The following is a 22,290-nucleotide window of genomic DNA, read 5'->3' on the forward strand; positions in this document are numbered from 1 at the left end:
TACCGTCTACCGGAATAGCCGCCATGGCCCGCAAAAAAGTTGCACTCGATTTCGAACAATCCCTCGCCGACCTGCAAACCTTGGTCGAGCGTCTGGAGAACGGCGAGTTGTCGCTGGAGGACTCACTGACAGCGTTTGAGCAAGGCATCGGCCTGACTCGCGACTGCCAGAGCGCGCTGGCGCAGGCAGAGCAGAAGGTGCAGGTGTTGCTGGAGCGTGATGGGGAGTTGGCCGAAGAACCTTTCGATGCGGAACAGCCCGAATGATCGACGCGTATCAGGCCAGTAGCCAAGCCCGGGTGAATGCGGCGCTGGAGCCCTTGTTTGTTGCGCCCAGCCCGGAAATGAACCGCCTTTACGCCGCCATGCGCTACAGCGTGATGAACGGCGGCAAACGTGTGCGCCCGTTGCTGGCGTACGCGGCCTGCGAAGCCCTCGGCACCCCTGCCGAGCAGGCCAACGGCGCGGCGTGTGCAGTGGAATTGATCCACGCTTATTCCCTGGTACACGACGATTTGCCGGCGATGGACGACGATGATCTACGTCGCGGCCAGCCCACCACTCATAAAGCCTTTGATGAAGCCTATGCGATCCTGGCCGGTGATGGCCTGCAGAGCCTGGCGTTCAGCGCACTGCTGGACCCGCGCTTGAGCAGCGTCAACGCCGAGATCCGCCTGCGCATGGTCACCGCCCTGGCCCACGCGGCAGGACCGGCCGGCATGGTCGGCGGGCAGGCAATCGACATGGGTTCGGTCAGTCTCAAGCTGGATCAGCAAGCCCTTGAACATATGCATCGCCACAAGACCGGCGCGCTGATCGAAGCCGCCGTGCACCTCGGCGCCCTGGCCAGCGGCCGTGCCGACGCGGCCCAATTGGCGGCATTGCAGATCTATTCCCGAGCCATCGGCCTGGCGTTCCAGGTGCAGGACGACATACTCGACGTGGAAAGTGACACCGCCACCCTGGGCAAGCGCCAAGGTGCCGATATCGCACGGGACAAACCGACTTATCCTGCGCTTCTTGGGCTCGATGCTGCCAAGGCATACGCCCTGGAACTGCGCGACCAGGCCCTGGACGCCCTGCGACCTTTCGACGCGGCAGCCGAGCCGCTGCGTGACCTGGCTCGGTATATCGTCGAACGCCGGCACTGAAAACGGCGGCCATTACCGCCGCATATCGGCCAAGTTCGGCGCTCTGCGTGGGCAGTTTGCGATGCTTGAGGTAAACTGCCGCCTCTTCTTATACCTATAACGATTCGCCTGATGCCCACGACGTTTCAAGAGATTCCCCGCAAGCGCCCGTCCACGCCCCTGCTCGACCGTGCTGCCACGCCGGACGGCCTGCGTCGTCTGGGTGAAGCCGAGCTGGAAACCCTGGCCGATGAACTGCGCCTGGAATTGCTCTACACGGTCGGCCAGACCGGTGGGCATTTCGGTGCTGGCCTGGGCGTCATCGAGCTGACCATCGCCTTGCATTACGTGTTCGACACCCCCGACGACCGGCTGGTGTGGGACGTGGGCCATCAGGCGTATCCGCACAAGATCCTCACGGGCCGCCGCGAGCGCATGGCCACCCTGCGCCAGAAGGACGGCGTTGCCGCCTTCCCACGCCGGTCAGAGAGCGAGTACGACACCTTTGGCGTCGGCCACTCCAGCACCTCGATCAGTGCAGCGCTGGGCATGGCGATTGCCGCCCGTCTGCAAAACAGCGATCGCAAGGCGATTGCGGTGATCGGTGATGGCGCATTGACAGCTGGCATGGCCTTCGAAGCGCTGAACCATGCGCCGGAAGTGGACGCCAACATGTTGGTGATCCTCAACGACAACGACATGTCGATCTCGCGCAACGTCGGTGGCCTGTCGAATTATTTGGCAAAGATTCTTTCCAGTCGTACCTACGCCAGCATGCGCGAAGGCAGCAAGAAGGTGCTCTCGCGTCTGCCCGGCGCGTGGGAAATTGCCCGACGGACCGAAGAATATGCCAAGGGCATGCTGGTTCCCGGCACCCTGTTCGAAGAGTTGGGCTGGAACTACATCGGCCCCATCGACGGCCATGACCTGCCGACCTTGATCGCCACACTGCGTAACATGCGTGACCTCAAGGGCCCGCAGTTCCTGCATATCGTCACCAAGAAAGGCAAAGGCTTCGCCCCGGCGGAAGTCGACCCGATTGGCTACCACGCGATCACCAAGCTGGAACCGGTGGACGCCCCCGCCGCCGCGCCGAAAAAGGCCAGCGGGCCGAAGTATTCCGGTGTGTTCGGCGAATGGCTGTGCGACATGGCCGCCGCCGACTCGCGTCTGGTGGGCATTACCCCGGCGATGAAGGAAGGCTCCGACCTGGTGGCATTCAGCGAGCGTTTCCCGCTGCGCTACTTCGACGTGGCGATTGCCGAGCAACATGCGGTGACGTTCGCGGCCGGCATGGCCTGCGAAGGCGCCAAGCCGGTGGTGGCGATCTATTCCACCTTTCTGCAACGTGGTTATGACCAGCTTATTCACGATGTGGCGGTACAAAACCTCGACGTGCTGTTCGCCATCGACCGCGCAGGCCTGGTGGGCGAAGACGGTCCGACCCACGCCGGCAGCTTTGACCTGTCGTACCTGCGCTGCATTCCCGGCATGCTGGTGATGACGCCGAGCGACGAAAACGAACTGCGCAAGATGCTCAGCACCGGCCACCTGTACAACGGCCCGGCCGCCGTGCGTTACCCGCGTGGGAATGGTCCGAATGCGGTGATTGAAAAAGATCTTGAGCCGATCGAAATCGGTAAAGGCATCGTGCGGCGCCAGGGCAACAAGGTCGCGTTCCTCGTGTTTGGCGTGCAATTGGCCGAAGCGCTGAAAGTCGCCGAAAAGATCGACGCGACCGTGATCGACATGCGTTTCGTCAAACCGCTGGATGAAGCCCTGGTGCGCGAGATCGCCGGTAGCCATGAGTTGCTGGTGACCGTTGAGGAGAACGCCATCATGGGCGGCGCCGGTGCGGCGGTCAGTGAATTCCTGGCGCGGGAGAACATCCTCAAGTCGGTGCTGCACCTGGGCTTGCCGGATGTGTACGTCGAACACGCCAAGCCGGCGCAGATGCTGGCGGAGTGTGGTTTGGACGAGGCAGGCATCGAGGCGGCGGTGCGCGTGCGCTTGGCGCTGCTCTCCCGGTAGAAATCGCATCAACATGTGGGAGGTGGCTTGCCCCTCCCACATTTGATTTTTGCCATCTTCAAACGCTACGGACAACCCATGAAACGTCTGCACCTTGTCCTGCTGCTCCTGCCCGCACCTGAGTTGCTCGCCGAGACCCGCGACCAGGCCCTCAAACTCCCCGATGTGGTCATCAGCACCAACCGCCAGGTCCAGGCGCGCAACGACAGCAGCGCCGCCAATACCGTATTCACCCGCGACGACATCGACCGCCTGCAACCCACCAGCCTCACCGACCTGCTCAGCCGCGTGCCCGGCGTACAAGTGGCGCGAACCGGTGGGCGCGGCAGTTTGCCGGGGATCTACCTGCGCGGCACCAAGTCCGCCCAGAGCCTGGTGCTGGTGGACGGCCAGCGCATTGCCAATACCACCTCCGGCGACAGCGGCCTGCAATACCTGAACGTCGACCAGATCGAGCGTGTGGAGGTGCTGCGCGGCTCGCGCTCGGTGATCTACGGCAGCGATGCCATCGGCGGGGTGATCCAGGTGTTTACCCGGCGCAATGCCGAGCAAGGCCTGCAACCGCGCCTGAAGCTGGGCATTGGCAGCAACCAGACCTGGGAGCGCAGCCTCGGTCTGTCGGGCGGTGATGAACACACGCGCTTCAACCTGGGGGCGAGCCTGGATGAGACCGCTGGCATCAATTCGACCCACCAATCCTTCCCCAGCGACGGCGACCATGATGCCTATCGCAATCAGTCGCTCAGCCTGAACCTCAGCCATTCGTTCAGCGATGAACTGGAGGTGGGTTTCAATCTGCTGGATAACCGTGGCAAGTCGGAGTACGACAACAGCTTCGGCCGCTACGACGTTGCCAGTGGGCAGACCTTGGGGCAAAAACCCTACACCGATTACGCCGTCAGCAGCGCCAGCGGGTATGTCGACGCAGCGCTCAATGAGCACTGGCAATCGCGCCTGGAGCTGGGCCACAGCGAGAACCGCGACACCAAGCGCGATACCCTCAGTGACGATTTCAGCGTGTTCAACACCTACCGCGACTCGCTGAACTGGCAGAACGACCTGACGCTCAACGACAGCAACAGCCTGATCCTGGGCGGCGACTGGTACGAAGACCGCTTCCACGGCTCCACCCCGTTTAGCGAAGACAGCCGCTGGAACCGCGCAGCCTTTGTGCAGCACCGTTTCCACAGCGAATGGTTTTCCACAGAGCTGGGCCTGCGCCGCGACCAGAACCAGCAGTTCGGTGGGCAGAACAGTTGGAGCGGCACCCTGACGCTGCCGATCAACCCCGACAATGACTTATTGCTGAGCTACAGCGAAGGCTTTCGCGCGCCTACCTTCAACGATCTGTATTACCCCGACACGAAATACAGCAACCCGAACCTGCAGCCCGAGACCTCAAAGAGCTACGAACTGCAATGGCGCAGCCAACTGACCGACAGCACGCGCCTGGAGGCTTCGCTGTACCGCACCGACTTGAGCGATGCGATTATCCTGGACAGCACCAGCAAGCCGCAAAACGTGGCGTCGGCGCGTATTGACGGGTTTGAAGCCGCCCTCAAACAGGAACTGTTTGGCTGGCAAGGCAACCTGGGCGTGTCCATCATCGACCCGCGCGACCGTGATACCGGCCACACCCTGGCCCGCCGTGCACGGCGCACGTTGAATTTGGATCTGGATCGGCAATTCGACACACTCGGCCTGGGTGCGAGTTGGCAGGCGATCAGCAGCAGCTACGACGATGAAGACAATGCGCAGCGCCTGGGCGGCTATGGATTGCTCGGCTTGCGCAGCAGTTGGGCGCTGAACCGGGAAGTGGCGCTGTCACTGAAGGTCGATAACGTGCTGGATAAATCCTATGCGCGGGCACGTTACAGCTACAACGATCCGGCGTTTCTGAACAATCAGGATTACCGTGAAGAGGGTCGGGTGTGGAGGGTTGGTGTGACCTGGACGCCTGAAATCTAATTGGCGCCTGGATTGGCCTCATCGGGGCAAGCCCCCTCCCACATTTTGACTGCATTCACAGACAGCGGTCTCAGCGGCTCGGAGCAATCACCTGACATAACCGCGCCACCGCTTCCAGCATTTGCCCGCTAGGCCGCTCCAGGCCTTTGTCCGGCACCACGCGCACCCGCGCAGCCATCAATGGCCAGACTTTCCAGGCCTTCAGTTGAGCCTGATCCCCCACCAGGATCAGCTCAGGGTCACGCTGCAACACCGACTCGATACTGACCTGCGGCGCAGGCAGTTTCAGGTCGTCGAATACATTGCGCGCTCCGCAGACGCTCAACGCGTCGCTGATGATCTGCCCGCCACCCACGGTATACAGCGGCTGGTCCCACACCTGATAAAACACCCGCACTGGCTCGGCCTGCTGATAACGCTGGCGCAGCCCGGCCAGGCGCTGGCGCAGTTGTGCAGCCAACTGCCGACCGGCCTCGGCGCGGCCCACTTGCTCGGCGATGGCCTGGACCTGGGTGGTGAGCTGTTCAAGGCTATGGGGTTCGGCGACATACACCGGGATATTCAGGCGTTGCAACTGTTCGCGCTGGGCTGGGCCGACACTGCCGGGCCACAGCAGGATCAGGTCGGGATTGAGGCTGAGCAGGCGCTCCATGTCCAACTGGCCGTAATGCCCCACCGACGGCACCTTCGCCAAGTCGGCCGGCCGTTCGCCGCCATCGAGCACGCCAGCCAGCAGATCGGCAGCACCCAGTTCAACCACGATTTCAGTCAGGGATGGCGCCAGGCTCACCACTCGCTCGACGGCCAGGGCCTGGGCGCTCAACGCCAGCAGCACAAGCGCCAGCCAGCGGCGCATCATCCGAGTTGACGGGGAATGCGATAGAGGTAAAACAGCACCATCGTCGACAGCGCCAGCAAAAACAGCGGAACTGCTTCCAGCCCGACAAACACCGCCAGCGCGCCCACCCACGACGGGATCGCGGCCACCAGCAACGCCGTGCGCCGACGGGCCGCGAGGGTGATCCAGGCAGCCGGTTCTTCAGGAGTATCGAGGGCTTTTGAAGTGGCGATCAGCGCGTGTTTATAGCCGTGAAAGTAGCGCAGGCTCAGGAACATCGAGGCCACGCCAGCGATGAACAACGGCATCGCCAGCACCGGCAGCAAGGCTACCTGACCAAACACCAGGTTGAGTACGAACAACGGAAGCAGCGCCAGGGCCAGGTACTGCCACCAGTTGAAGGACAGTCGCCGTTTTACCTGGCCACGGGTCACGCGCGGTCGACCTCGCCCTGGTGCTCGTTGCCCATCATATGGTCGAGCTTGCTGGCTTTGGTCGCCAGGTAGAGCTTGTTATGGGGGTTGTGCCCGGTGTGCAGCGGCACGCGCTCGGCGACGGTGATGCCCATCTCGGTCAAGGCTTTGACCTTGCGCGGGTTGTTGGTCATCAAGCGCAGGGATTTCACGCCCAGGTGCTCCAGCATCGGCAGACAGATCGCGTAGTCACGCTGATCGGCAGCAAAGCCCAGGCGCTCATTGGCCTCAACGGTATCGGCGCCACCGTCTTGCAGCTCGTAGGCGCGGATCTTGTTCATCAGGCCAATGCCACGGCCTTCCTGGCGCAGATACAGCAGCACGCCACGCCCTTCACGGGCGATGGCGCGCATGGCAGCTTCCAATTGCGAGCCGCAGTCGCAGCGCTGGCTGAACAGCGCATCGCCGGTCAGGCATTCGGAATGCACACGACCCAGCACCGGCGCGCCATCCGCGATATCGCCGAGGCTGAGCACAACGTGTTCGCGCCCGGTGGCTTCTTCGAGGAAGCCGTTCATGGTGAACGTGGCAAAAGGGGTAGGCAGCTTGGAAGCGGCGACGAAAACGACGGGCACCGTGTGCTCCTGATTTCAGATTTCACAGAGGCGGCATTGTAACAGCAGGTTCCTACAGACGCTTAAGCTGAATGATCGCTGATAAAGATCAATCGGTTTGATTGGTCTTCCTCGCGGTTCTATGCAGTCAGAACGGATACGGCAGTTTCCAGCGCTGGAAGATCGGCTTCAGCTCGCCGCTTTTGACAAGGACGGCCATGCGCTGGTCGAACACGGTACGTAATGACCGGCCACGCTCGGTGTCGGCAAAGCCTATGTAGAGCGGGAGGTCGATAAGGTGGGTGAGCCGGAACCGGGCACTGTCGGGCGCCTGGCTGAGGACATATTGCGCCTCGGTGAGGGCGTCGATGTAGAAGTCGACCCGACCGTGCTGGAGCATCGGCAGAATCCCGTCACGGCGCTGGATCTGGTTGAAACGGCGCACATTGGGCAAGTACGCCTCGTACCGGTAGCCGCGAACCCAGGCCAGGCGGTATTCGCCCAGCGTCGCCACGCTCGGAATCGGCGAGGTTGTCAGCCCAAGGGCGTAGATAGGGTCGGAGTCAAAGTTCCAGTGCGGGTACAGCACGCCCTTGACCTCATCGCGGTAGGAACCCACCCAACCATCCACCTCACCGCGCTGGGCCAGGCCCACCGACCGGGTGTACGGCTCGATACGGGTTTGTAGCGTGATCCCACTCGGCTCAAACACCTGACGCATCACATCCCAGGCCAGGCCGCTGCCGTCCGCGTTGGTGTAGTCATCCCAGGCCTCACAGGCGAGCACGACCTTGCCTGGTATCACGGGCACATCCTGCGCCTGCGCCCAGGCTGGAATCACACACAGCAGTATCAGCAGCCAGCGGCGTACAACCATGGGTACGACCTCCTGCAAAACCTTGCTTGAGTAATGACGTTATAGAGGGTAGCGCAGTGCGCCGATTCAGGGCGTGTCGCGAAAGTGTTGATAACCCCGGATGGCCGGTGTGATGTCCTGTCCCTTTGCGTCAAGCAGCGTCACACCCTGCCCCGCCTGGACACGGCCGATGACGTGCACCGGCCAACCGTCGGCCAGCAACGGCGCCAGCTCGACGGGCGGCAAGGTAAACGCCAGCACGTAATCGTCGCCACCGCTCAAGGCAGCCACCCGCGCCTCATCATCACCGACAAATGCGAGCAAGGCGCTGGACAGCGGCAACTGCTGACGCTCGATCAACAGGCTGACAGCCGATGCCTTCGCGATATGCCCGCAATCGGCCAACAGCCCGTCGGAGATGTCCATCGCAGCCGTCGCTTTGCCGCGCAGCGCCAGCCCCAAGGCCAACTGCGGTTGCGGTGACCAGTAATGGGCCAGCAGTGGCTGCGCAATGGCCTCATCGGCGTTGCGCAGGCCCAGTACCAGCGGCAAGGCGCCAGCGGCATTGCCCAACTCGCCGCCGACGCACAGCAGGTCGCCCGGTTGCGCACCGCTGCGCGTCAACGCCTGGCCCGCCGGTACACGCCCGAACACGGTCAGGGTCAGGCTGAGCGGACCGCGCGTGGTGTCGCCGCCCACCAGCCCCACGCCGCAGCTCAGCGCCATGGTGTTCAAGCCCTGGGCATAGCGTTGCAACCAGTCGGCATCGACGGTGGGTGTCGTGAGTGCAAGGGTAAATGCGAGGGGGTTGGCGCCCATGGCGGCCAGATCGCTCACCGCTACCGCCAACGAGCGCTGGCCGAGCAGAAACGGATCGCAGGGGTCGGCAAAGTGCACGCCGGCCACCAAGGTATCGGTGGAGATTGCCAGTTGCTCCCCGGCAGGGAGCGCCAGCAGGGCGCAGTCGTCGCCAATCCCCAAGGCAATGCCGTCGCCGCCCTGCGCACAGGGCGCGGCGGCGAAGTACTTGCGGATCAGCTCAAACTCACCCATTCAGGACTCAAGCGCAGGTTAGCGCTTGTGTTCCTTCACTTCGGCTTCACGCAGGCGCGGGGCCAGCTTGTCGAGCACGCCGTTGACGAACTTGTGGCCGTCGGTCGAACCGTAGACTTTCGCCAGCTCGATACCTTCGTTGATCACCACACGGTACGGCACGTCGACACGCTTGAGCAGTTCCCAGGTGGACAGGCGCATTACGCACAGCTCAACCGGGTCGAGTTCTTCGATGGTCAGGTCCAGGCAAGGCGCCAGGGCTGTGTCGATCTCGGTCAGGTTGGCATGCACGCCGTGCAGGATGTCGTGGAAGTAGCTCTGGTCGGCGAAGGTGAAGTCGTTATCGACGCGAAATTGCGCTTCGATCTCGTTCAGCGAAGTGCCGGCCATATGACGCTGGTACAGCGCCTGGGTCGCGAGCTGACGGGCTTTGCGACGCTTCTCGCTTTTGGATGGCTTGCCGGCATCCGCAGGACGCGGGTCCTGAGGGTTGAACTGATCGCTCTCGTCAGAAATCACTTGGCCTCCAACTGCGACAGCAGGCTGACCATTTCGAGGGCGGACAGAGCAGCTTCAGCGCCTTTGTTGCCGGCCTTGGTGCCGGAACGCTCGATGGCTTGCTCGATGGAATCAACGGTCAGTACGCCGAAAGCGACTGGCACGCCGAACTCCATGGACACCTGGGCCAGGCCCTTGGTGCATTCGCCGGCCACGTATTCGAAGTGCGGAGTACCGCCACGAATCACAGCGCCCAGGGCGATGATGGCTGCGTATTCACCCTGTTGAGCAACTTTTTGCGCAACCAGTGGAATTTCGAAGGCGCCAGGGGCACGGATAATCGTGATGTCGCTTTCGCTCACACCGTGGCGAACCAGGGCATCCACGGCACCGCTTACCAGGCTTTCAACTACAAAGCTGTTGAAGCGGCCAACCACCAGGGCATAGCGGCCTTTGGGGGCGATGAAGGTACCTTCGATGGTCTTCAGGGTCATTCGACAAATCTCTTAAAGAGCCGGGACGCGAAAAGTGCGTCCCTCAGTGATGATTTAACCGCGAACAAGGGGCAGAAAACGCCGGCCTTTATTCGGAGGGCACGTATTCTACAACTTCCAGATCGAATCCGGATATCGCATTAAATTTCATCGGTGCACTCATCAGGCGCATTTTGCGCACACCGAGGTCACGCAGGATCTGCGAACCGGCCCCGACGATGCTGTAGGTGGTCAGTGTTTTGGCCTGGGTCTGCTCGGCGGTTTCGCGGATATGGGCGAGCAATACGTCGCCGTCCACCGGGTTACCCAGCAGCAACACCACACCGCTGCCCGCCTCGGACACCGCAGCCATGGCGGCGCGCAGGCTCCAACGGCCCGGCTGCTTGACCATCAACAGGTCGCGCAGTGGGTCCATGTTGTGCACGCGCACCAGGGTCGGCTCGTCACCGCTGATGGCGCCCAGGGTCAGGGCCATGTGCACGTCGCCTTCCACCGAATCACGGTAGGTCACCAGGTTGAATTGGCCCAGTTCGCTGTCCAGCGGCTGCTCGGCAATCCGCTGAACGGTACGTTCGTGGATCATCCGGTAGTGGATCAGGTCGGCAATGGTGCCGATCTTGATGTTGTGCTCGGCGGCAAAGGCTTCGAGTTCGGCGCGACGGGCCATGGTGCCGTCGTCGTTCATCACTTCGCAGATCACGCCGCTGGGCTCGAAACCGGCCATGCGCGCTAGGTCGCAGGCCGCTTCGGTATGGCCGGCACGGGCCAGGGTGCCGCCCGGTTGGGCCATCAGCGGGAAGATATGGCCAGGGCTGACAATGTCTTCGGCCTTGGCGTCTTTCGCGGCAGCCGCTTGCACGGTGCGGGCGCGGTCAGCGGCGGAGATGCCGGTGGTGACGCCGGTGGTCGCTTCAATCGATACCGTGAACTTTGTACCAAACCCCGAGCCATTGCGCGGCGCCATCAACGGCAGCTTGAGCAGCTCGCAGCGCTCGCGGCTCATGGGCATGCAGATCAGCCCACGGGCGTGCTTGGCCATGAAGTTGATGTGCTCGGGCTTGCAGGCCTCGGCGGCCATGATGATGTCGCCTTCGTTCTCGCGATCTTCGTCATCCATCAGGATGACCATCTTGCCTTGGCGGATGTCTTCAACCAGTTCTTCGATGTTATTGAGCGCCACGCGGCACCCCCTTGGTCAGGATTTCAGGTAGCCGTTAGCGGCCAAAAAACTTTCAGTGATGTTACCTGCAGCAGGCTCTGCGGCCTTGTCGCCCAACAACAGGCGCTCCAGGTAACGGGCAAGCAAGTCGACTTCCAGGTTCACCCGGCGACCAGGCTGGTAGGACGCCATGATGGTTTCGCTCAGGGTGTGGGGAATGATGGTCAGCTCGAATTCGGCGCCATTCACGGCGTTCACGGTCAGGCTGGTGCCGTCGACGGTGATCGAGCCTTTGTGGGCAATGTACTTGGCCAGCTCTTTCGGCGCGCGAATGCGGAATTCCACGGCGCGGGCGTTTTCGCTGCGGGCAACCACTTCGCCGACACCGTCGACGTGGCCGCTGACCAGGTGACCACCGAGACGGGTGGTGGGCGTCAGGGCTTTTTCCAGGTTGACCGGGCTGCCGGCCTTGAGGTCATTCATCGCGGTGCAGTCCAGGGTCTCCCGGCTGACGTCGGCGGCAAAGCCATTGCCAGGCAGCTCGATGACGGTCAGGCACACGCCGCTGACGGCAATGCTGTCGCCCAGCTTGACGTCGCCGAGGTCGAGCTTGCCGGTTTCAACCAGCAGGCGTACGTCGCCGCCTTTGGGGGTCATTGCACGGATGCTGCCGATGGATTCGATAATGCCGGTGAACATTTCGTTCTCCTGAAAACGAGGGGCTGACGCGCAAGCGCAGGCCGGGAATTATACGCTCGCTGCTGGCACAGGGATGGCAGTGACCCGCCAGTCGTCGCCTACAGCGCGCATTTCAGTGATCTTGAGTTGGGGGGCGTCGGCCAGCTTCTCAAGCGGCCAGTCCAGCAACGGCCGAGCGGCAGAGCCGAGGAACTTGCCGGCGACGAAAATCACGTATTCGTCCACCAGCCCCTGCTGGGCAAACGCCCCTGCCAGGCTTGGGCCGGCTTCCACCAGCACTTCGTTGACGCCACGCGCCGCCAGGGCCACCAGCGCCGAACGCAGGTCGACCTGGCCTTCCACACCCGGCACCACCAGGCACTCAGGGCCACGGGGGAACTGGTTCTCCGGGGTGACACAGGTGATGACCAATGCCGGACCCGCCTTGAAGAACGGCGCGTTGAGCGGCACCCGCAGGCGACCGTCGATCAACACACGCAGCGGCGGGCGCGACATGGCCAGGGCGGTGGTTGCTTCATCCAGGCCCAGCTCGGCGGCGCGCACGGTCAGCCGCGCGCCGTCGGCCAACACCGTATCGGCGCCGGTCAGCACCACGCTGGCCTCAGCGCGCAGGCGCTGCACGGCGGCGCGAGCGGCAGGGCCGGTGATCCATTGGCTTTCGCCGCTGGCCATCGCCGTGCGGCCGTCCAGGCTCATCGCCAGCTTGACCCGCACAAACGGCAGGCCGTGTTCCATACGCTTGAGAAAACCCGGGTTCAGCGCCCGCGCCTCACTTTCCAATACGCCGCTGCGAATCTCGATCCCGGCCTGGGCCAGGCGCTGCATACCACGCCCCGCCACTTCCGGGTTGGGGTCCTGCATGCCGGCCACGACCCGTGCAACGCCAGCACTCACCAGCGCATCGGCGCACGGCGGTGTACGACCGTGATGACTGCACGGTTCGAGGGTCACGTACACGGTGGCGCCACGGGCCTTGTCACCGGCGGCGCGCAGGGCATTGGGTTCGGCATGGGGTTCGCCGGTGCGCTCATGCCAGCCTTCGCCGACAATCTGGCCATCTCGCACGATCACGCAGCCCACCCGAGGGTTGGGGTGGGTGGTGTAGCGGCCCTTGCGCGCCAGTTCGAGGGCGCGGGCCATGTAATGGGCGTCGAGGACAGCTTGTTCAGCGATAGGTGGGATCATGGTTTGACCGGCTCACGGGCCAGGCGGTCGATCTCTTCGCGGAACTCATTGAGGTCCTGGAAGCGTCGATACACCGAAGCGAAACGGATATAGGCGACTTCGTCGAGCTTTTGCAGCTCGCCCATCACCAACTCGCCCACCACCAGGCTCTTGACCTCGCGCTCGCCGGTCGCCCGCAGCTTGTGCTTGATGTGCACCAGCGCCGCTTCCAGCCGCTCGACACTCACCGGGCGTTTTTCCAGGGCGCGCTGCATACCGGCGCGCAGTTTTTCTTCGTCGAAGGGCTGGCGGCTGCCGTCGGATTTGATCAGACGTGGCAATACCAGTTCGGCGGTTTCGAAGGTGGTGAAACGTTCACCGCAGCCAGAGGCCAGGCATTCGCGCCGGCGACGTACTTGATCGCCCTCGGCGACCAGACGCGAGTCAATGACCTTGGTGTCGTTGGCACCGCAGAAGGGACAGTGCATGGTGGCAGGCAACAAAAAAAGGGAGGGCCATGGTAGCGCATCCCTGTGGCAAGACAAGCCATAGCCTTTACGGTATATAGGCGGGCTATTATGTTTCTTACATTTCAAGTCACGGATTTTGTCCTTTCTGGAGCCGTACATGCAGTTACGACCACTTGTTTTGCTCACCCTGTTCAGTGTCCTGGTCGCCTGCAGCAGCGAAGCCCCCAAACCTTCCACGCCCCAACCGGCGCCCGCGCAAGAGAAAAAAGTCCCGGGCATTGAAGACCTCGGCCCCCTGCCCGCCTACCAGCGTGAAATCAACGGCAGCCTGACCAACGTGCCCGCCGGGGCCGAAGTCGAGATGGCCCTGCTGGTGATCGACGACCGCTCGCGCCCGCAACAACTGCTCGCCAGCAGCGTGCTGACCGGCAATGGCAAGCCATTGGCCTTCCGCCTGCGCTTCAACCCCGAGGCCTTCCCGGCCGGGGCGCGGGTTGAACTGCGCGGCCGCGCCAGCCAATCCGGCCAGTTGATCCTGCACCTGCCCGCCGTGCGCATCACCCAGGCAATCACCCAGACCACCGGCCCCCTGGAACTCGTCAAGGCACCATGACGCCGCCGTTGGACTTGCAGCGCGCCCTGAGCGAACTGATCGGCGACGCGCAACTGGTGCCCTGCCCGCTGCCGGGTACCGAGCTGTCGTTGTGGTTGCTGGATGCGGACAACATGGACCGCGCCTTCAGCCCCGAAGAAACTCGGCGCATCCTGCATGAGCCGCCCTACTGGAGTTTTTGCTGGGCCAGCGGCCTGGCATTGGCGCGGTATTTGGCGGCGAACCCCGAGTGGGCCGCCGGCAAGCGCGTGCTGGACTTCGGTGCCGGTTCCGGCGTGGCCGCGATTGCAGCGGTCAAAGCCGGCGCGTTGGAAGTGGTGGCCTGCGATCTGGACCCGCTGGCCTTGGCGGCTTGCCGCGCCAATGCCGAGCTCAATCACGTGGAACTGACCTACTCGGCCGACTTCTTCACCGAAGCCGACCGCTTCGACCTGATCCTGGTAGCCGACGTGCTCTACGACCGCGCCAACCTGCCGCTGCTGGATCACTTCCTCAGCCGTGGCCGCGAAGCACTGGTCGCGGATTCACGGGTGCGCGACTTCCAGCACCCGGCTTACCAGCGCCTGGAAATCCTCGACGCGCTGACCCTGCCAGACCTGGCCGAGCCTTGGGAGTTTCGCAAGGTGAGCCTGTACCATTCGCGGCGCTAAGGTTGCGCGTTACAAATTTTCGGCAACAGGTTGGCTGAGACAGTGAGCGACAGGGCATGGAAAATGCCTTCCTTTCGCACGCGGCCCGGACAATCGACCTGCATGTTTTTTCAGAAAACCTCGCTTATCTACGGCAACACAAAGGTCTTGCATAAAGTCAGGCAGCTACCTAACCTTTGCGGCAATACACCCGCCATGCCTCTGGTTGCGTCAGTAGCCAAGCACAAATTGTGCGGGTTTTTTATGCCCGGTACTTTTTTGGCATGAGGACGTTCAGCAAGCCTGCCATCGACGTGCCTGCGCAATTGGAGCTCCTCAAGCTTCGCGGATTGAATATTCATAATGGGGCTCGCGCCGAGGCTTTCCTGCGGTTTGTCAGTTTTTTCCGACTAAGCCCTTACATGCGGCCCTTCCAAAAGCCGGAAGATGTCGAGCACAGATTCCGTGACGGCAGCCAATTCAGCCAATTAACTCGCCTTTACAACTTCGATCAACGACTTCGTTTATTAACTATGGACGCCATAGAAAGAGTCGAGGTGGCATCGCGTGCAGTCATCAGTAACCACATGGGCCCCGTTTATGGCAGCCACTGGTACATCAACCCGCAGATCTTTCATCACGCATACGATCATCAACGCCTGCTCACGACGTTGTCCCTGAAGCAGTCGACCGCGACACGCGATTACCAGCGAGAATGCGAGCGCATCGATAGATCCCAGGCAGACAGTGCGAGAAAAGACCTGCTCAAACACCAAAGGGCAAGAGAAAGCTACAGCCGTCACTACCCGTTGACCTATGACCAGCCTTCATTGATGCCCGGCTGGGCCATGCTTGAGGAACTGACGCTGGGTGATTTGTCCCACCTGTACAAAGGTTTGGCAAAGGACGTGGACAAAAAAGCCATTGCCAGGCGCCTGCAACTCCCATCCCCCCTGATGCAATCCTGGCTGCACACGTTGACCACCATTCGAAATGTATGCGCCCATCATTCACGGATGTGGAACCGAGAATTGGGTATTCGTCCCGAGCTCCCGAAGAAAGCTAATTTCTTGTGGCCGGAACATCTTCTCCAACAAGGGCCTCATAGCAGAATTTTCGCCGTACTTTGTATTCTTAACCACCTGATGCATCAAGTAAGCCCACACACTCATTGGGATCAGCGCCTGTACCAACTTATCGACGAGTTTCCTGATGTCAGCTTGAAAGCCATGGGCTTTCCTCAGGACTGGTATCAAGACCCTTTTTGGCACGCCTCTCCCGGCTGAGAGCCATGCAGCTTCCGGTAGCCTGCGCCAGCCCTTATAGTTGCCCCATTCCCGCTTTATTCGAGACGCCCCATGAGTGAGCCCACGCCGTACATCTTCGACGTCACCACCGCCAACTTCGACCAGGCCGTGATCCAGAACTCCTTCGAAAAACCAGTCCTGGTGGATTTCTGGGCCGAGTGGTGCGCGCCGTGCAAGGCGTTGATGCCGATGCTGGCGCAGATTGCCGAGAGTTATCAGGGCGAGTTGCTGTTGGCCAAGGTCGATTGCGAAGCCGAGCAGGACATCGTTGCGCGCTTTGGCATTCAAAGCCTGCCGACGGTGGTGCTGTTCAAGGATGGCCAGCCGGTGGATGGTTTTGCTGGCGCGCAGCCGGAGTCGGCGGTGCGTGCACTGTTGGAGCCCCATGTGCAGATGCCTGCGCCAAAAGCGGCTGATCCGTTGGTGCAGGCCCAAACGTTGTTTGCCGAAGGTCGCATCAGCGAAGCCGAAGCCGTACTCGCCGCACTGCTGGGCGAGGACAACACCAACGCTGCCGCATTGATCCTGTACGCGCGCTGCCTGGCCGAACGTGGTGAGCTGGGTGAAGCGCAAACCGTGCTCGACGCCGTTAAAAGCGACGACCACAAAGCCGCGCTCGCCGGGGCCAAGGCGCAAATCACCTTCTTGCGCCAAGCCGCCGACCTGCCGGACGCCGCCGACTTGAAAAGCCGTCTGGCGCAAAACCCGCAGGACGATGAAGCCGCCTATCAGTTGAGCATCCAACAACTGGCGCGCCAGCAGTACGACGCCGCGCTGGAAGGCCTGCTCAAATTGTTTATCCGCAACCGCAGCTACAGCGAAGGCCTGCCGCACAAGACCTTGCTGCAAGTGTTCGAACTGCTGGGCAATGACCATCCACTGGTCACCGCGTACCGCCGCAAGTTGTTTGCCGCGCTGTACTAATCGCCGATCCAACTGTACAGCGGCGTATCCCCGCCGCTGCTCACCTTGACCTTGGCGCTGTGGCGCAGGCGCACCAACAGGCGCTTGCCCGCCGAGGCATCGCCAGCCAGGGCTTCCAGTTGGTCTAGCAGTTCCAGGCCAGTGAGTTGCCCGGCGCTGCGCAACAGGTCCAGGGCGTTCTGCCACAGATCCTCATTTTGTTTAGCTGGCGCCGCCGTCGGCGCAGTCGGGGTGGGTGCGGCCTGCAACTGCGCGCCCAGCCGTGCCCAGTCGCCGTCGTCCAGTTCCAGGGTCAAGTCCACCGGCAGGTCGCCGACGGTTCCACGAATTCGCAACATCGTCCTTACTCCTGCAGTTTTTCTGACGGGCATGCTCCCATGCGGCTTGCGCAACGCCAAGCAGACGGTCAAACTCTCGGCTCTACTGTTATAAGATCACATAACATAACTTTCATGTTCTGGAGCCTTCTCATGCGCCGCCTGCTGCTCGCTTTGCCGTTCGCCCTGCTGCCACTCGCCATTGCTCACGCAGCCGACGAGCATGATCACGACCACGAACACGGCAGCCTTGGCGCCCACGAGCACGGCGTCGGCCGCCTCAATGCCGTACTCGACGGCCAGGCCCTGGAGCTTGAGCTGGACAGCCCGGCCATGAATCTGGTCGGTTTCGAGCACGTCGCCACCACTGCGGCCGACAAGGCCAAGGTCGCCGCCGCGCGCAAACAGCTGGAAAACCCAGCGGCCCTGTTCAACCTGCCCAAGGCCGCCGGTTGCGTGGTCAGCAGCCAGGAACTCAACAGCCCGTTGTTCGGCGACAAGCCGGAAGCCGACCACGACGACGATGATGACCACGACCACGACGCCAAGGACGGCGCCCACGAGCATCATCACGACCACAGCGAAATCCACGCCCATTACCAATTCACCTGCGCCACGCCGACTGCCTTGAGCAATCTGGACCTGACGCAGGTCTTCAAGACCTTCCCCGCCACCCAGAAAATTCAGGTACAACTGATCGGCCCGAGCGGCCAGCAAGGTGTTGACGCCACGGCCACAGCAGCCACCCTGAAGTTCTGAGTTCACATGACCCAAGCACTGATCGAACTGTCTGACCTGGGCTTCAACTGGCCCGGTCACCCACAGTTGCTGGATATTCCCGCGTTCCGCCTGGACGCGGGGGAAACCCTGTTTCTCAAGGGCCCGAGCGGCAGTGGCAAGACTACGCTGCTGGGCCTGTTGGGCGGCGTGCAGACGCCCAGCCGAGGCAGCATTCGCCTGCTGGGCCAGGAGCTGACCGAACTCTCGGCCGGCGCCCGTGATCGTTTCCGCGTCGACCATACCGGCTACGTCTTCCAGCAATTCAACCTGCTGCCGTTCCTGTCGGTGCGCGAAAACGTCGAGTTGCCTTGCCACTTTTCCAAACTGCGTGCGCAGCGTGCAAAGCAGCGCCACGGCAGTGTCGACCAGGCCGCCGCCACGTTGCTCGCACATTTGGGCTTGAAGGATAAAGACCTGCTGGAGCGCCGTGCCGACTCGCTGTCCATCGGCCAGCAGCAACGGGTGGCCGCCGCCCGTGCGCTGATCGGCCAACCGGAACTGGTGATCGCCGACGAACCCACCTCGGCCCTGGACTACGACGCCCGCGAAGCTTTCCTTCAGCTGTTGTTCGCTGAATGCCGCGACGCTGGCGCCAGCCTGTTGTTTGTCAGCCACGACCAGAGCCTGGCGCCGTTGTTCGACCGCAACCTGTCGCTGGCCGAACTCAATCGCGCCGCCACGCCCGCAGAGGTTTGAGATGTATTTGTTTCGTCTGGCCATGGCCAGCCTGGCTAACCGCCGCTTTACCGCGATCCTCACCGCGTTCGCCATCGCGCTTTCAGTCTGCTTGTTGCTCGCGGTGGAACGGGTGCGCGTTGAGGCACGCAATAGTTTCGCCAGCACCATCAGCGGCACCGACCTGATCGTCGGCGCGCGTTCCGGCTCGGTCAACCTGCTGCTGTATTCGGTGTTTCGCATCGGCAACGCGACCAACAATATCCGCTGGGACAGCTACGAGCACTTCGCCGCCAACCCCCAGGTCAAATGGGCGATCCCGATTTCCCTCGGCGACTCCCATCGCGGCTACCGGGTGATGGGCACCAACGAATCCTACTTCGAGCACTATCAGTACGGCCGCAAGCAAAACCTCGAACTCGCCAGTGGCCGTGCCTTTGCCACCGACCCGTTCGAAGTGGTGCTCGGCGCCGAGGTGGCCGATGCCCTGCATTACAAGCTCGGCGACAAGCTGGTACTGGCCCATGGCGTGGCGGTGGTCAGCCTGGTGAAACACGATGACAAACCGTTCACCGTGGTCGGTATTCTCAAACGAACCGGCACGCCGGTGGACCGCACGTTGCACATCAGCCTGGGCGGCATGGAAGCGATCCATATCGACTGGCACAACGGCGTGCCGGCCCAGGGTAAAGGCCGTATCAGCGCCGACCAGGCGCGCAACATGGACCTGACTCCGCAGGCCATCACCGCCTTTATGCTTGGCCTGAACAACAAGATTTCCACATTCGCCCTGCAACGGGAGATCAATGAATTCCGTGGCGAGCCGATGCTCGCGATCTTGCCGGGCGTGGCGTTGCAAGAACTGTGGAGCATGATGGGCACCGCCGAAAAAGCGCTGTTCGTGATCTCGCTGTTCGTGGTGCTGACCGGCTTGATCGGCATGCTCACGGCGATCCTCACCAGCCTTAACGAACGCCGCCGCGAAATGGCGATCCTGCGCTCGGTGGGTGCACGGCCGTGGCATATCGCGACGTTGCTGATCTTCGAAGCCTTCGCCCTGGCCCTGTCCGGCGTGATCGCAGGCGTGGGCCTGCTGTATGTGTGCATCGCCGCGTCGCGCGGGTATTTGCAGGCCAATTACGGGCTGGACCTGCCGATGTCATGGCCAAGCGAATATGAATGGACCCTGCTCGCCGGTATCCTGGCTGCTGCGCTGTTGATGGGCAGCGTGCCGGCCTGGCGCGCCTACCGACAATCCTTGGCCGATGGCCTGTCCATACGTTTATGAGGAAGGCTTCGATGCGTCGTGCCCTGTTCGCACTGTTGTTGCTGGTGGTCGTTCCGGCCTGGGCGGATGAGCAGCCCAAGGATTTGTCCTGGCAAGAGATGATTCCGCCGGACGCGCCGCCGGAAGTCCCCAATATGAAACCGCTGCATGACCTGTCGAACATGGCCGACGCCCTGGCCGTCGAAGCCGCGCCCGCGGCCAAGCAGGACTTGCCCAATGCGCCGGTGGTGCAGAGCCTCAATGGCCAGCACATCCGCCTGCCGGGCTATATCGTGCCGTTGGAAGTCAGTGAGGAAGGCCGCACCACCGAGTTTTTGCTGGTGCCGTATTTCGGCGCGTGCATCCACGTACCGCCGCCGCCGTCGAACCAGATCGTGCATGTGAAAAGCGAAATCGGCGTAAAACTCGATGAGTTGTACCAGCCGTACTGGATTGAAGGCGCGATGCAGGTCAAGCCGTCTACCAGCGAACTGGCCGACGCCGGTTACCAGATGGAGGCCGAGAAGATTTACATGTACGAGCTGCAGGAATAACCCTGATCGCCCTTTCATTGAGCTGAGTCAACAGACCAGACGGAACGATCTTTACCATTGGACGTACAACTTTTAAACGTCCTTTGGAGCTCCCATGAACAAGTCTCTGCTCGGCGCGTCCCTCTTCGCGCTCGCCCTCGTCGCCCCCCTTGCCCACGCTCACGAAGCGGGCGACATTCTGGTTCGCGCCGGTGCTATCACCGTGAACCCGAAGGCCGACAGCAGCACCGTCAAGGTTGACCAGGGCCCGCTGGCCGGCGCCAATCTGGGCGGCAAGGCGACCATGAGCAGCGACACCCAGCTGGGCCTCAACTTCGCCTACATGCTGACCAATCACGTGGGTATCGAACTGCTGGCCGCCACGCCGTTCGAGCACGACGTGAAGATCAAGGGCACCGCCCTCGGCGCCGCCAATGGCAAGCTCGGCACCCTGAAACACCTGCCGCCGACCCTGAGCGTCGTGTACTACCCGCTGGACAACAAATCCGCCTTCCAGCCGTACGTCGGCGCCGGTATCAACTACACCTGGATCTACGATGAACACGTAGGCAGCCGTGCCCAAGGGGCTGGCTTCAGCAACTTCAAGGCTGAGAACTCGTGGGGGTGGGCTGCGCAGATCGGCGCGGACTACATGATCAACGACAAGTGGATGATCAACGCCCAGGCGCGCTACATCGACATCAGCACCAAGGCGACCGTGGAAAACAACGCCGTGGCGCCGGGCACACGTGCCAAGGTCAATGTGGACGTCGACCCGATGGTTTACATGGTGGGTATCGGTTACAAGTTCTAAGCAACATCACATAACACATGTGGGAGGGGGCTTGCCCCCGATAGCGGTGGATCAGCCAACGAATCTGTTGACTGGCACTCTGCTATCGGGGGCAAGCCCCCTCCCACATTTGGGTTTTGTGTTGGATTCAGCTGTGGCGGTAGAACCGGTCTAGCAACGCCGGCAACCCCGCTCGCCACGCCCGTGGCTTGATGCCAAAGGTATGCAGGATTTTCTTGCAGGCCAGCACCGCGTGTTGCGGCTCATCCGCCGCGTCCGGCCGGGCCGCGTGGGCCTGGGCGGTGGGTGACTCAATCGCCAACGGGTGGAAATTGCGTGCTTCGGTCAGAATCGCCTGGCCCAGCGCCAGCGGCGTGGTGGCCTCCTGGCCGGCGTAGTGGTAAGTGCCCCACAGCGGCGCCGCGCAATCGAGTTGCTTGAGCACTGAAATGATCACCCGCGCCGCATCATCCACCGGCGTCGGGTTACCGCGTCGGTCATCCGCCATCAGCAACTCGTCGGTGTTCTCGGCCCGGGCCAGGAAGCGCCCGAGAGTGCCATCAACGCTGTCATCCAGCAGCCAGCCAAAGCGCAGCAACACATGCTGCGGGCACGTGGCGCGCACACTCTGTTCGATACGCCACAACGCCTGGCCGCGCAGGCCCAGGGGCACCGGCTCGTCCTTTTCGCTGTAGGCGGTGGCACGGGAGCCATCGAATACGCGGTAGCTGGACGGTTGCAGCAAGGTGATGTTGTGGTGTTGGCACAGTTCGGCCAGGCGTTCGATGGCGAACTCCTGGGAAGCCAAACGGGTTTCGCTGACGGCTTCGGCCTGGAACCAGTCGAAGTAGTAGGCGAGATTGATCAAGGCATCGGGACGGGTGTCGTCGAGCAATTGGGTGAGGCTCGCGGCATCCCAGCCGTCTTGGGGCGGTTTGGGTGCGAGGAAACCGATGTCTTCCTCTGCACCGAGGCGAATCAGCGCCTGCCCGAGGGCATTCCCGCCGCCCAGTAACATAAGGCGCATTCGCATAGATTGAGCAGGCCCGGTCTGTTTGGAACGTTG

General features: G+C 62.2%; 26 protein-coding genes. 13 read left to right on the forward strand and 13 right to left on the reverse strand.

The features are described 5' to 3' along the window. Positions 1 to 23 precede the first annotated feature (23 nt). The 4 genes from DNK50_RS28370 to DNK50_RS28385 all read left to right on the forward strand — a co-directional run bounded on the left by DNK50_RS28370 (position 24) and on the right by DNK50_RS28385 (position 5,128). Positions 24 to 266, forward strand: a complete 243-nt coding sequence (locus DNK50_RS28370) for an exodeoxyribonuclease VII small subunit (protein ID WP_003176346.1) — start codon at positions 24 to 26, stop codon at positions 264 to 266. Next, the gene (gene ispA / locus DNK50_RS28375; protein WP_099584640.1) at positions 263 to 1,150 is read left to right on the forward strand and encodes a (2E,6E)-farnesyl diphosphate synthase; all 888 of its coding nucleotides are present in this window, start codon (positions 263 to 265) and stop codon (positions 1,148 to 1,150) included. Before DNK50_RS28370 ends, ispA begins: the two co-directional genes overlap by 4 nt. 111 nt (positions 1,151 to 1,261) lie before the next feature. Then, positions 1,262 to 3,160 carry a 1-deoxy-D-xylulose-5-phosphate synthase gene (gene dxs / locus DNK50_RS28380; protein ID WP_112196861.1) on the forward strand — a complete coding sequence of 633 codons (1,899 nt, stop codon included), beginning with the start codon at positions 1,262 to 1,264 and terminating at the stop codon, positions 3,158 to 3,160. Between the two features lie 78 nt (positions 3,161 to 3,238). Then, positions 3,239 to 5,128 carry a TonB-dependent receptor domain-containing protein gene (locus DNK50_RS28385; protein ID WP_112196862.1) on the forward strand — a complete coding sequence of 630 codons (1,890 nt, stop codon included), beginning with the start codon at positions 3,239 to 3,241 and terminating at the stop codon, positions 5,126 to 5,128. A 70-nt stretch (positions 5,129 to 5,198) separates the two neighbouring features. On the opposite strand, the gene DNK50_RS28390 is transcribed toward DNK50_RS28385, so the two are convergent. The 11 genes from DNK50_RS28390 to nrdR all read right to left on the reverse strand — a co-directional run bounded on the left by DNK50_RS28390 (position 5,199) and on the right by nrdR (position 13,404). Then, on the reverse strand, positions 5,199 to 5,987 hold the full coding sequence (locus DNK50_RS28390; RefSeq protein ID WP_112196863.1) for a cobalamin-binding protein: 789 nt from the start codon (positions 5,985 to 5,987) through the stop codon (positions 5,199 to 5,201). Further along, the gene (locus DNK50_RS28395; protein ID WP_099584636.1) at positions 5,984 to 6,400 is read right to left on the reverse strand and encodes a nuclear FMR1 interacting 1 family protein; all 417 of its coding nucleotides are present in this window, start codon (positions 6,398 to 6,400) and stop codon (positions 5,984 to 5,986) included. Before DNK50_RS28395 ends, DNK50_RS28390 begins: the two co-directional genes overlap by 4 nt. Then, positions 6,397 to 7,014 (reverse strand): GTP cyclohydrolase II, encoded by a 618-nt coding sequence (gene ribA / locus DNK50_RS28400; RefSeq protein ID WP_016978544.1) that lies wholly within the window; start codon positions 7,012 to 7,014, stop codon positions 6,397 to 6,399. The genes DNK50_RS28395 and ribA overlap by 4 nt, the downstream gene beginning before the upstream one ends. A 127-nt stretch (positions 7,015 to 7,141) precedes the next feature. Beyond that, the gene (locus DNK50_RS28405) at positions 7,142 to 7,870 is read right to left on the reverse strand and encodes an ABC transporter substrate-binding protein (protein WP_112196864.1); all 729 of its coding nucleotides are present in this window, start codon (positions 7,868 to 7,870) and stop codon (positions 7,142 to 7,144) included. Between the two features lie 66 nt (positions 7,871 to 7,936). Continuing rightward, positions 7,937 to 8,902 carry a thiamine-phosphate kinase gene (gene thiL / locus DNK50_RS28410; protein ID WP_112196865.1) on the reverse strand — a complete coding sequence of 322 codons (966 nt, stop codon included), beginning with the start codon at positions 8,900 to 8,902 and terminating at the stop codon, positions 7,937 to 7,939. Between the two features lie 18 nt (positions 8,903 to 8,920). Beyond that, a complete protein-coding gene (gene nusB / locus DNK50_RS28415) occupies positions 8,921 to 9,421 on the reverse strand; it encodes a transcription antitermination factor NusB (protein ID WP_099584632.1) in 501 nt (166 codons plus the stop codon). Further along, positions 9,418 to 9,894 carry a 6,7-dimethyl-8-ribityllumazine synthase gene (gene ribE, locus DNK50_RS28420; RefSeq protein WP_003176356.1) on the reverse strand — a complete coding sequence of 159 codons (477 nt, stop codon included), beginning with the start codon at positions 9,892 to 9,894 and terminating at the stop codon, positions 9,418 to 9,420. The genes nusB and ribE overlap by 4 nt, the downstream gene beginning before the upstream one ends. 88 nt (positions 9,895 to 9,982) lie before the next feature. Next, positions 9,983 to 11,074 (reverse strand): bifunctional 3,4-dihydroxy-2-butanone-4-phosphate synthase/GTP cyclohydrolase II, encoded by a 1,092-nt coding sequence (gene ribBA / locus DNK50_RS28425; RefSeq protein WP_112196866.1) that lies wholly within the window; start codon positions 11,072 to 11,074, stop codon positions 9,983 to 9,985. A gap of 15 nt (positions 11,075 to 11,089) precedes the next feature. After that, a complete protein-coding gene (locus tag DNK50_RS28430) occupies positions 11,090 to 11,752 on the reverse strand; it encodes a riboflavin synthase (RefSeq protein ID WP_029299435.1) in 663 nt (220 codons plus the stop codon). A gap of 48 nt (positions 11,753 to 11,800) precedes the next feature. Further along, complete coding sequence (gene ribD / locus DNK50_RS28435; RefSeq protein ID WP_099584630.1) at positions 11,801 to 12,937, reverse strand: bifunctional diaminohydroxyphosphoribosylaminopyrimidine deaminase/5-amino-6-(5-phosphoribosylamino)uracil reductase RibD; 1,137 nt, start codon at positions 12,935 to 12,937, stop codon at positions 11,801 to 11,803. Further along, positions 12,934 to 13,404 carry a transcriptional regulator NrdR gene (nrdR, locus tag DNK50_RS28440; protein WP_160385008.1) on the reverse strand — a complete coding sequence of 157 codons (471 nt, stop codon included), beginning with the start codon at positions 13,402 to 13,404 and terminating at the stop codon, positions 12,934 to 12,936. Before nrdR ends, ribD begins: the two co-directional genes overlap by 4 nt. A 139-nt stretch (positions 13,405 to 13,543) precedes the next feature. Between nrdR and DNK50_RS28445 the strand changes: the two genes are divergently transcribed. From DNK50_RS28445 to trxA, 4 genes are all read left to right on the forward strand, one after another. Beyond that, positions 13,544 to 13,999 carry a YbaY family lipoprotein gene (locus DNK50_RS28445; RefSeq protein WP_112196867.1) on the forward strand — a complete coding sequence of 152 codons (456 nt, stop codon included), beginning with the start codon at positions 13,544 to 13,546 and terminating at the stop codon, positions 13,997 to 13,999. Next, on the forward strand, positions 13,996 to 14,649 hold the full coding sequence (locus DNK50_RS28450; RefSeq protein ID WP_112196868.1) for a methyltransferase: 654 nt from the start codon (positions 13,996 to 13,998) through the stop codon (positions 14,647 to 14,649). The genes DNK50_RS28445 and DNK50_RS28450 overlap by 4 nt, the downstream gene beginning before the upstream one ends. Before the next feature lie 263 nt (positions 14,650 to 14,912). After that, positions 14,913 to 15,914 carry an Abi family protein gene (locus DNK50_RS28455; protein ID WP_099584826.1) on the forward strand — a complete coding sequence of 334 codons (1,002 nt, stop codon included), beginning with the start codon at positions 14,913 to 14,915 and terminating at the stop codon, positions 15,912 to 15,914. Between the two features lie 72 nt (positions 15,915 to 15,986). Next, positions 15,987 to 16,859: a thioredoxin gene (gene trxA / locus DNK50_RS28460; RefSeq protein WP_112196869.1), complete on the forward strand. Its 873-nt coding sequence runs from the start codon at positions 15,987 to 15,989 to the stop codon at positions 16,857 to 16,859. On the opposite strand, the gene DNK50_RS28465 is transcribed toward trxA, so the two are convergent. Further along, positions 16,856 to 17,197, reverse strand: coding sequence for a hypothetical protein (locus DNK50_RS28465; protein ID WP_099584626.1), 342 nt, complete (start codon positions 17,195 to 17,197; stop codon positions 16,856 to 16,858). The two genes, trxA and DNK50_RS28465, sit on opposite strands and share 4 nt — an antisense overlap. Positions 17,198 to 17,329: 132 nt before the next feature. Here DNK50_RS28465 and DNK50_RS28470 point away from each other — a divergent pair, with 132 nt between their 5' ends. The 5 genes from DNK50_RS28470 to DNK50_RS28490 all read left to right on the forward strand — a co-directional run bounded on the left by DNK50_RS28470 (position 17,330) and on the right by DNK50_RS28490 (position 21,245). Further along, positions 17,330 to 17,935, forward strand: a complete 606-nt coding sequence (locus tag DNK50_RS28470; protein WP_112196870.1) for a DUF2796 domain-containing protein — start codon at positions 17,330 to 17,332, stop codon at positions 17,933 to 17,935. Between the two features lie 6 nt (positions 17,936 to 17,941). Beyond that, complete coding sequence (locus DNK50_RS28475; protein ID WP_099584624.1) at positions 17,942 to 18,652, forward strand: ABC transporter ATP-binding protein; 711 nt, start codon at positions 17,942 to 17,944, stop codon at positions 18,650 to 18,652. 1 nt (position 18,653) lies between these two features. After that, positions 18,654 to 19,919: an ABC transporter permease gene (locus tag DNK50_RS28480; RefSeq protein ID WP_092358194.1), complete on the forward strand. Its 1,266-nt coding sequence runs from the start codon at positions 18,654 to 18,656 to the stop codon at positions 19,917 to 19,919. Positions 19,920 to 19,930: 11 nt separating this feature from the next. Next, positions 19,931 to 20,452 (forward strand): DUF3299 domain-containing protein, encoded by a 522-nt coding sequence (locus DNK50_RS28485; protein WP_112196871.1) that lies wholly within the window; start codon positions 19,931 to 19,933, stop codon positions 20,450 to 20,452. 94 nt (positions 20,453 to 20,546) lie between these two features. Next, complete coding sequence (locus tag DNK50_RS28490) at positions 20,547 to 21,245, forward strand: OmpW family protein (protein ID WP_099584622.1); 699 nt, start codon at positions 20,547 to 20,549, stop codon at positions 21,243 to 21,245. Between the two features lie 127 nt (positions 21,246 to 21,372). On the opposite strand, the gene DNK50_RS28495 is transcribed toward DNK50_RS28490, so the two are convergent. Further along, entirely contained in the window at positions 21,373 to 22,257 is an 885-nt protein-coding gene (locus DNK50_RS28495; RefSeq protein ID WP_099584621.1) for a sugar nucleotide-binding protein, read from the reverse strand. Positions 22,258 to 22,290 lie beyond the last annotated feature (33 nt).

The organism is Pseudomonas sp. LG1E9, assembly GCF_003290225.1.
Taxonomy (GTDB): Bacteria; Pseudomonadota; Gammaproteobacteria; order Pseudomonadales; family Pseudomonadaceae; genus Aquipseudomonas; species Aquipseudomonas cyclaminis.

Bases quoted from the DNA above. Each gene is read 5' to 3' on its own strand.
- DNK50_RS28430 (WP_029299435.1), bottom strand. From the start codon at position 11,752: ATGTTCACCGGCATTATCGAATCCATCGGCAGCATCCGTGCAATGACC.
- DNK50_RS28490 (WP_099584622.1), top strand. From the start codon at position 20,547: ATGAACAAGTCTCTGCTCGGCGCGTCCCTCTTCGCGCTCGCCCTCGTC.
- DNK50_RS28450 (WP_112196868.1), top strand. From the start codon at position 13,996: ATGACGCCGCCGTTGGACTTGCAGCGCGCCCTGAGCGAACTGATCGGC.
- ribE (WP_003176356.1), bottom strand. From the start codon at position 9,894: ATGACCCTGAAGACCATCGAAGGTACCTTCATCGCCCCCAAAGGCCGC.
- DNK50_RS28470 (WP_112196870.1), top strand. From the start codon at position 17,330: ATGCGCCGCCTGCTGCTCGCTTTGCCGTTCGCCCTGCTGCCACTCGCC.
- DNK50_RS28480 (WP_092358194.1), top strand. From the start codon at position 18,654: ATGTATTTGTTTCGTCTGGCCATGGCCAGCCTGGCTAACCGCCGCTTT.
- dxs (WP_112196861.1), top strand. From the start codon at position 1,262: ATGCCCACGACGTTTCAAGAGATTCCCCGCAAGCGCCCGTCCACGCCC.
- DNK50_RS28495 (WP_099584621.1), bottom strand. From the start codon at position 22,257: ATGCGAATGCGCCTTATGTTACTGGGCGGCGGGAATGCCCTCGGGCAG.
- DNK50_RS28405 (WP_112196864.1), bottom strand. From the start codon at position 7,870: ATGGTTGTACGCCGCTGGCTGCTGATACTGCTGTGTGTGATTCCAGCC.
- DNK50_RS28390 (WP_112196863.1), bottom strand. From the start codon at position 5,987: ATGATGCGCCGCTGGCTGGCGCTTGTGCTGCTGGCGTTGAGCGCCCAG.
- DNK50_RS28385 (WP_112196862.1), top strand. From the start codon at position 3,239: ATGAAACGTCTGCACCTTGTCCTGCTGCTCCTGCCCGCACCTGAGTTG.
- thiL (WP_112196865.1), bottom strand. From the start codon at position 8,902: ATGGGTGAGTTTGAGCTGATCCGCAAGTACTTCGCCGCCGCGCCCTGT.
- trxA (WP_112196869.1), top strand. From the start codon at position 15,987: ATGAGTGAGCCCACGCCGTACATCTTCGACGTCACCACCGCCAACTTC.
- DNK50_RS28455 (WP_099584826.1), top strand. From the start codon at position 14,913: ATGAGGACGTTCAGCAAGCCTGCCATCGACGTGCCTGCGCAATTGGAG.
- ribD (WP_099584630.1), bottom strand. From the start codon at position 12,937: ATGATCCCACCTATCGCTGAACAAGCTGTCCTCGACGCCCATTACATG.
- DNK50_RS28445 (WP_112196867.1), top strand. From the start codon at position 13,544: ATGCAGTTACGACCACTTGTTTTGCTCACCCTGTTCAGTGTCCTGGTC.
- nrdR (WP_160385008.1), bottom strand. From the start codon at position 13,404: ATGCACTGTCCCTTCTGCGGTGCCAACGACACCAAGGTCATTGACTCG.
- DNK50_RS28465 (WP_099584626.1), bottom strand. From the start codon at position 17,197: ATGTTGCGAATTCGTGGAACCGTCGGCGACCTGCCGGTGGACTTGACC.
- DNK50_RS28370 (WP_003176346.1), top strand. From the start codon at position 24: ATGGCCCGCAAAAAAGTTGCACTCGATTTCGAACAATCCCTCGCCGAC.
- DNK50_RS28485 (WP_112196871.1), top strand. From the start codon at position 19,931: ATGCGTCGTGCCCTGTTCGCACTGTTGTTGCTGGTGGTCGTTCCGGCC.
- ispA (WP_099584640.1), top strand. From the start codon at position 263: ATGATCGACGCGTATCAGGCCAGTAGCCAAGCCCGGGTGAATGCGGCG.
- DNK50_RS28475 (WP_099584624.1), top strand. From the start codon at position 17,942: ATGACCCAAGCACTGATCGAACTGTCTGACCTGGGCTTCAACTGGCCC.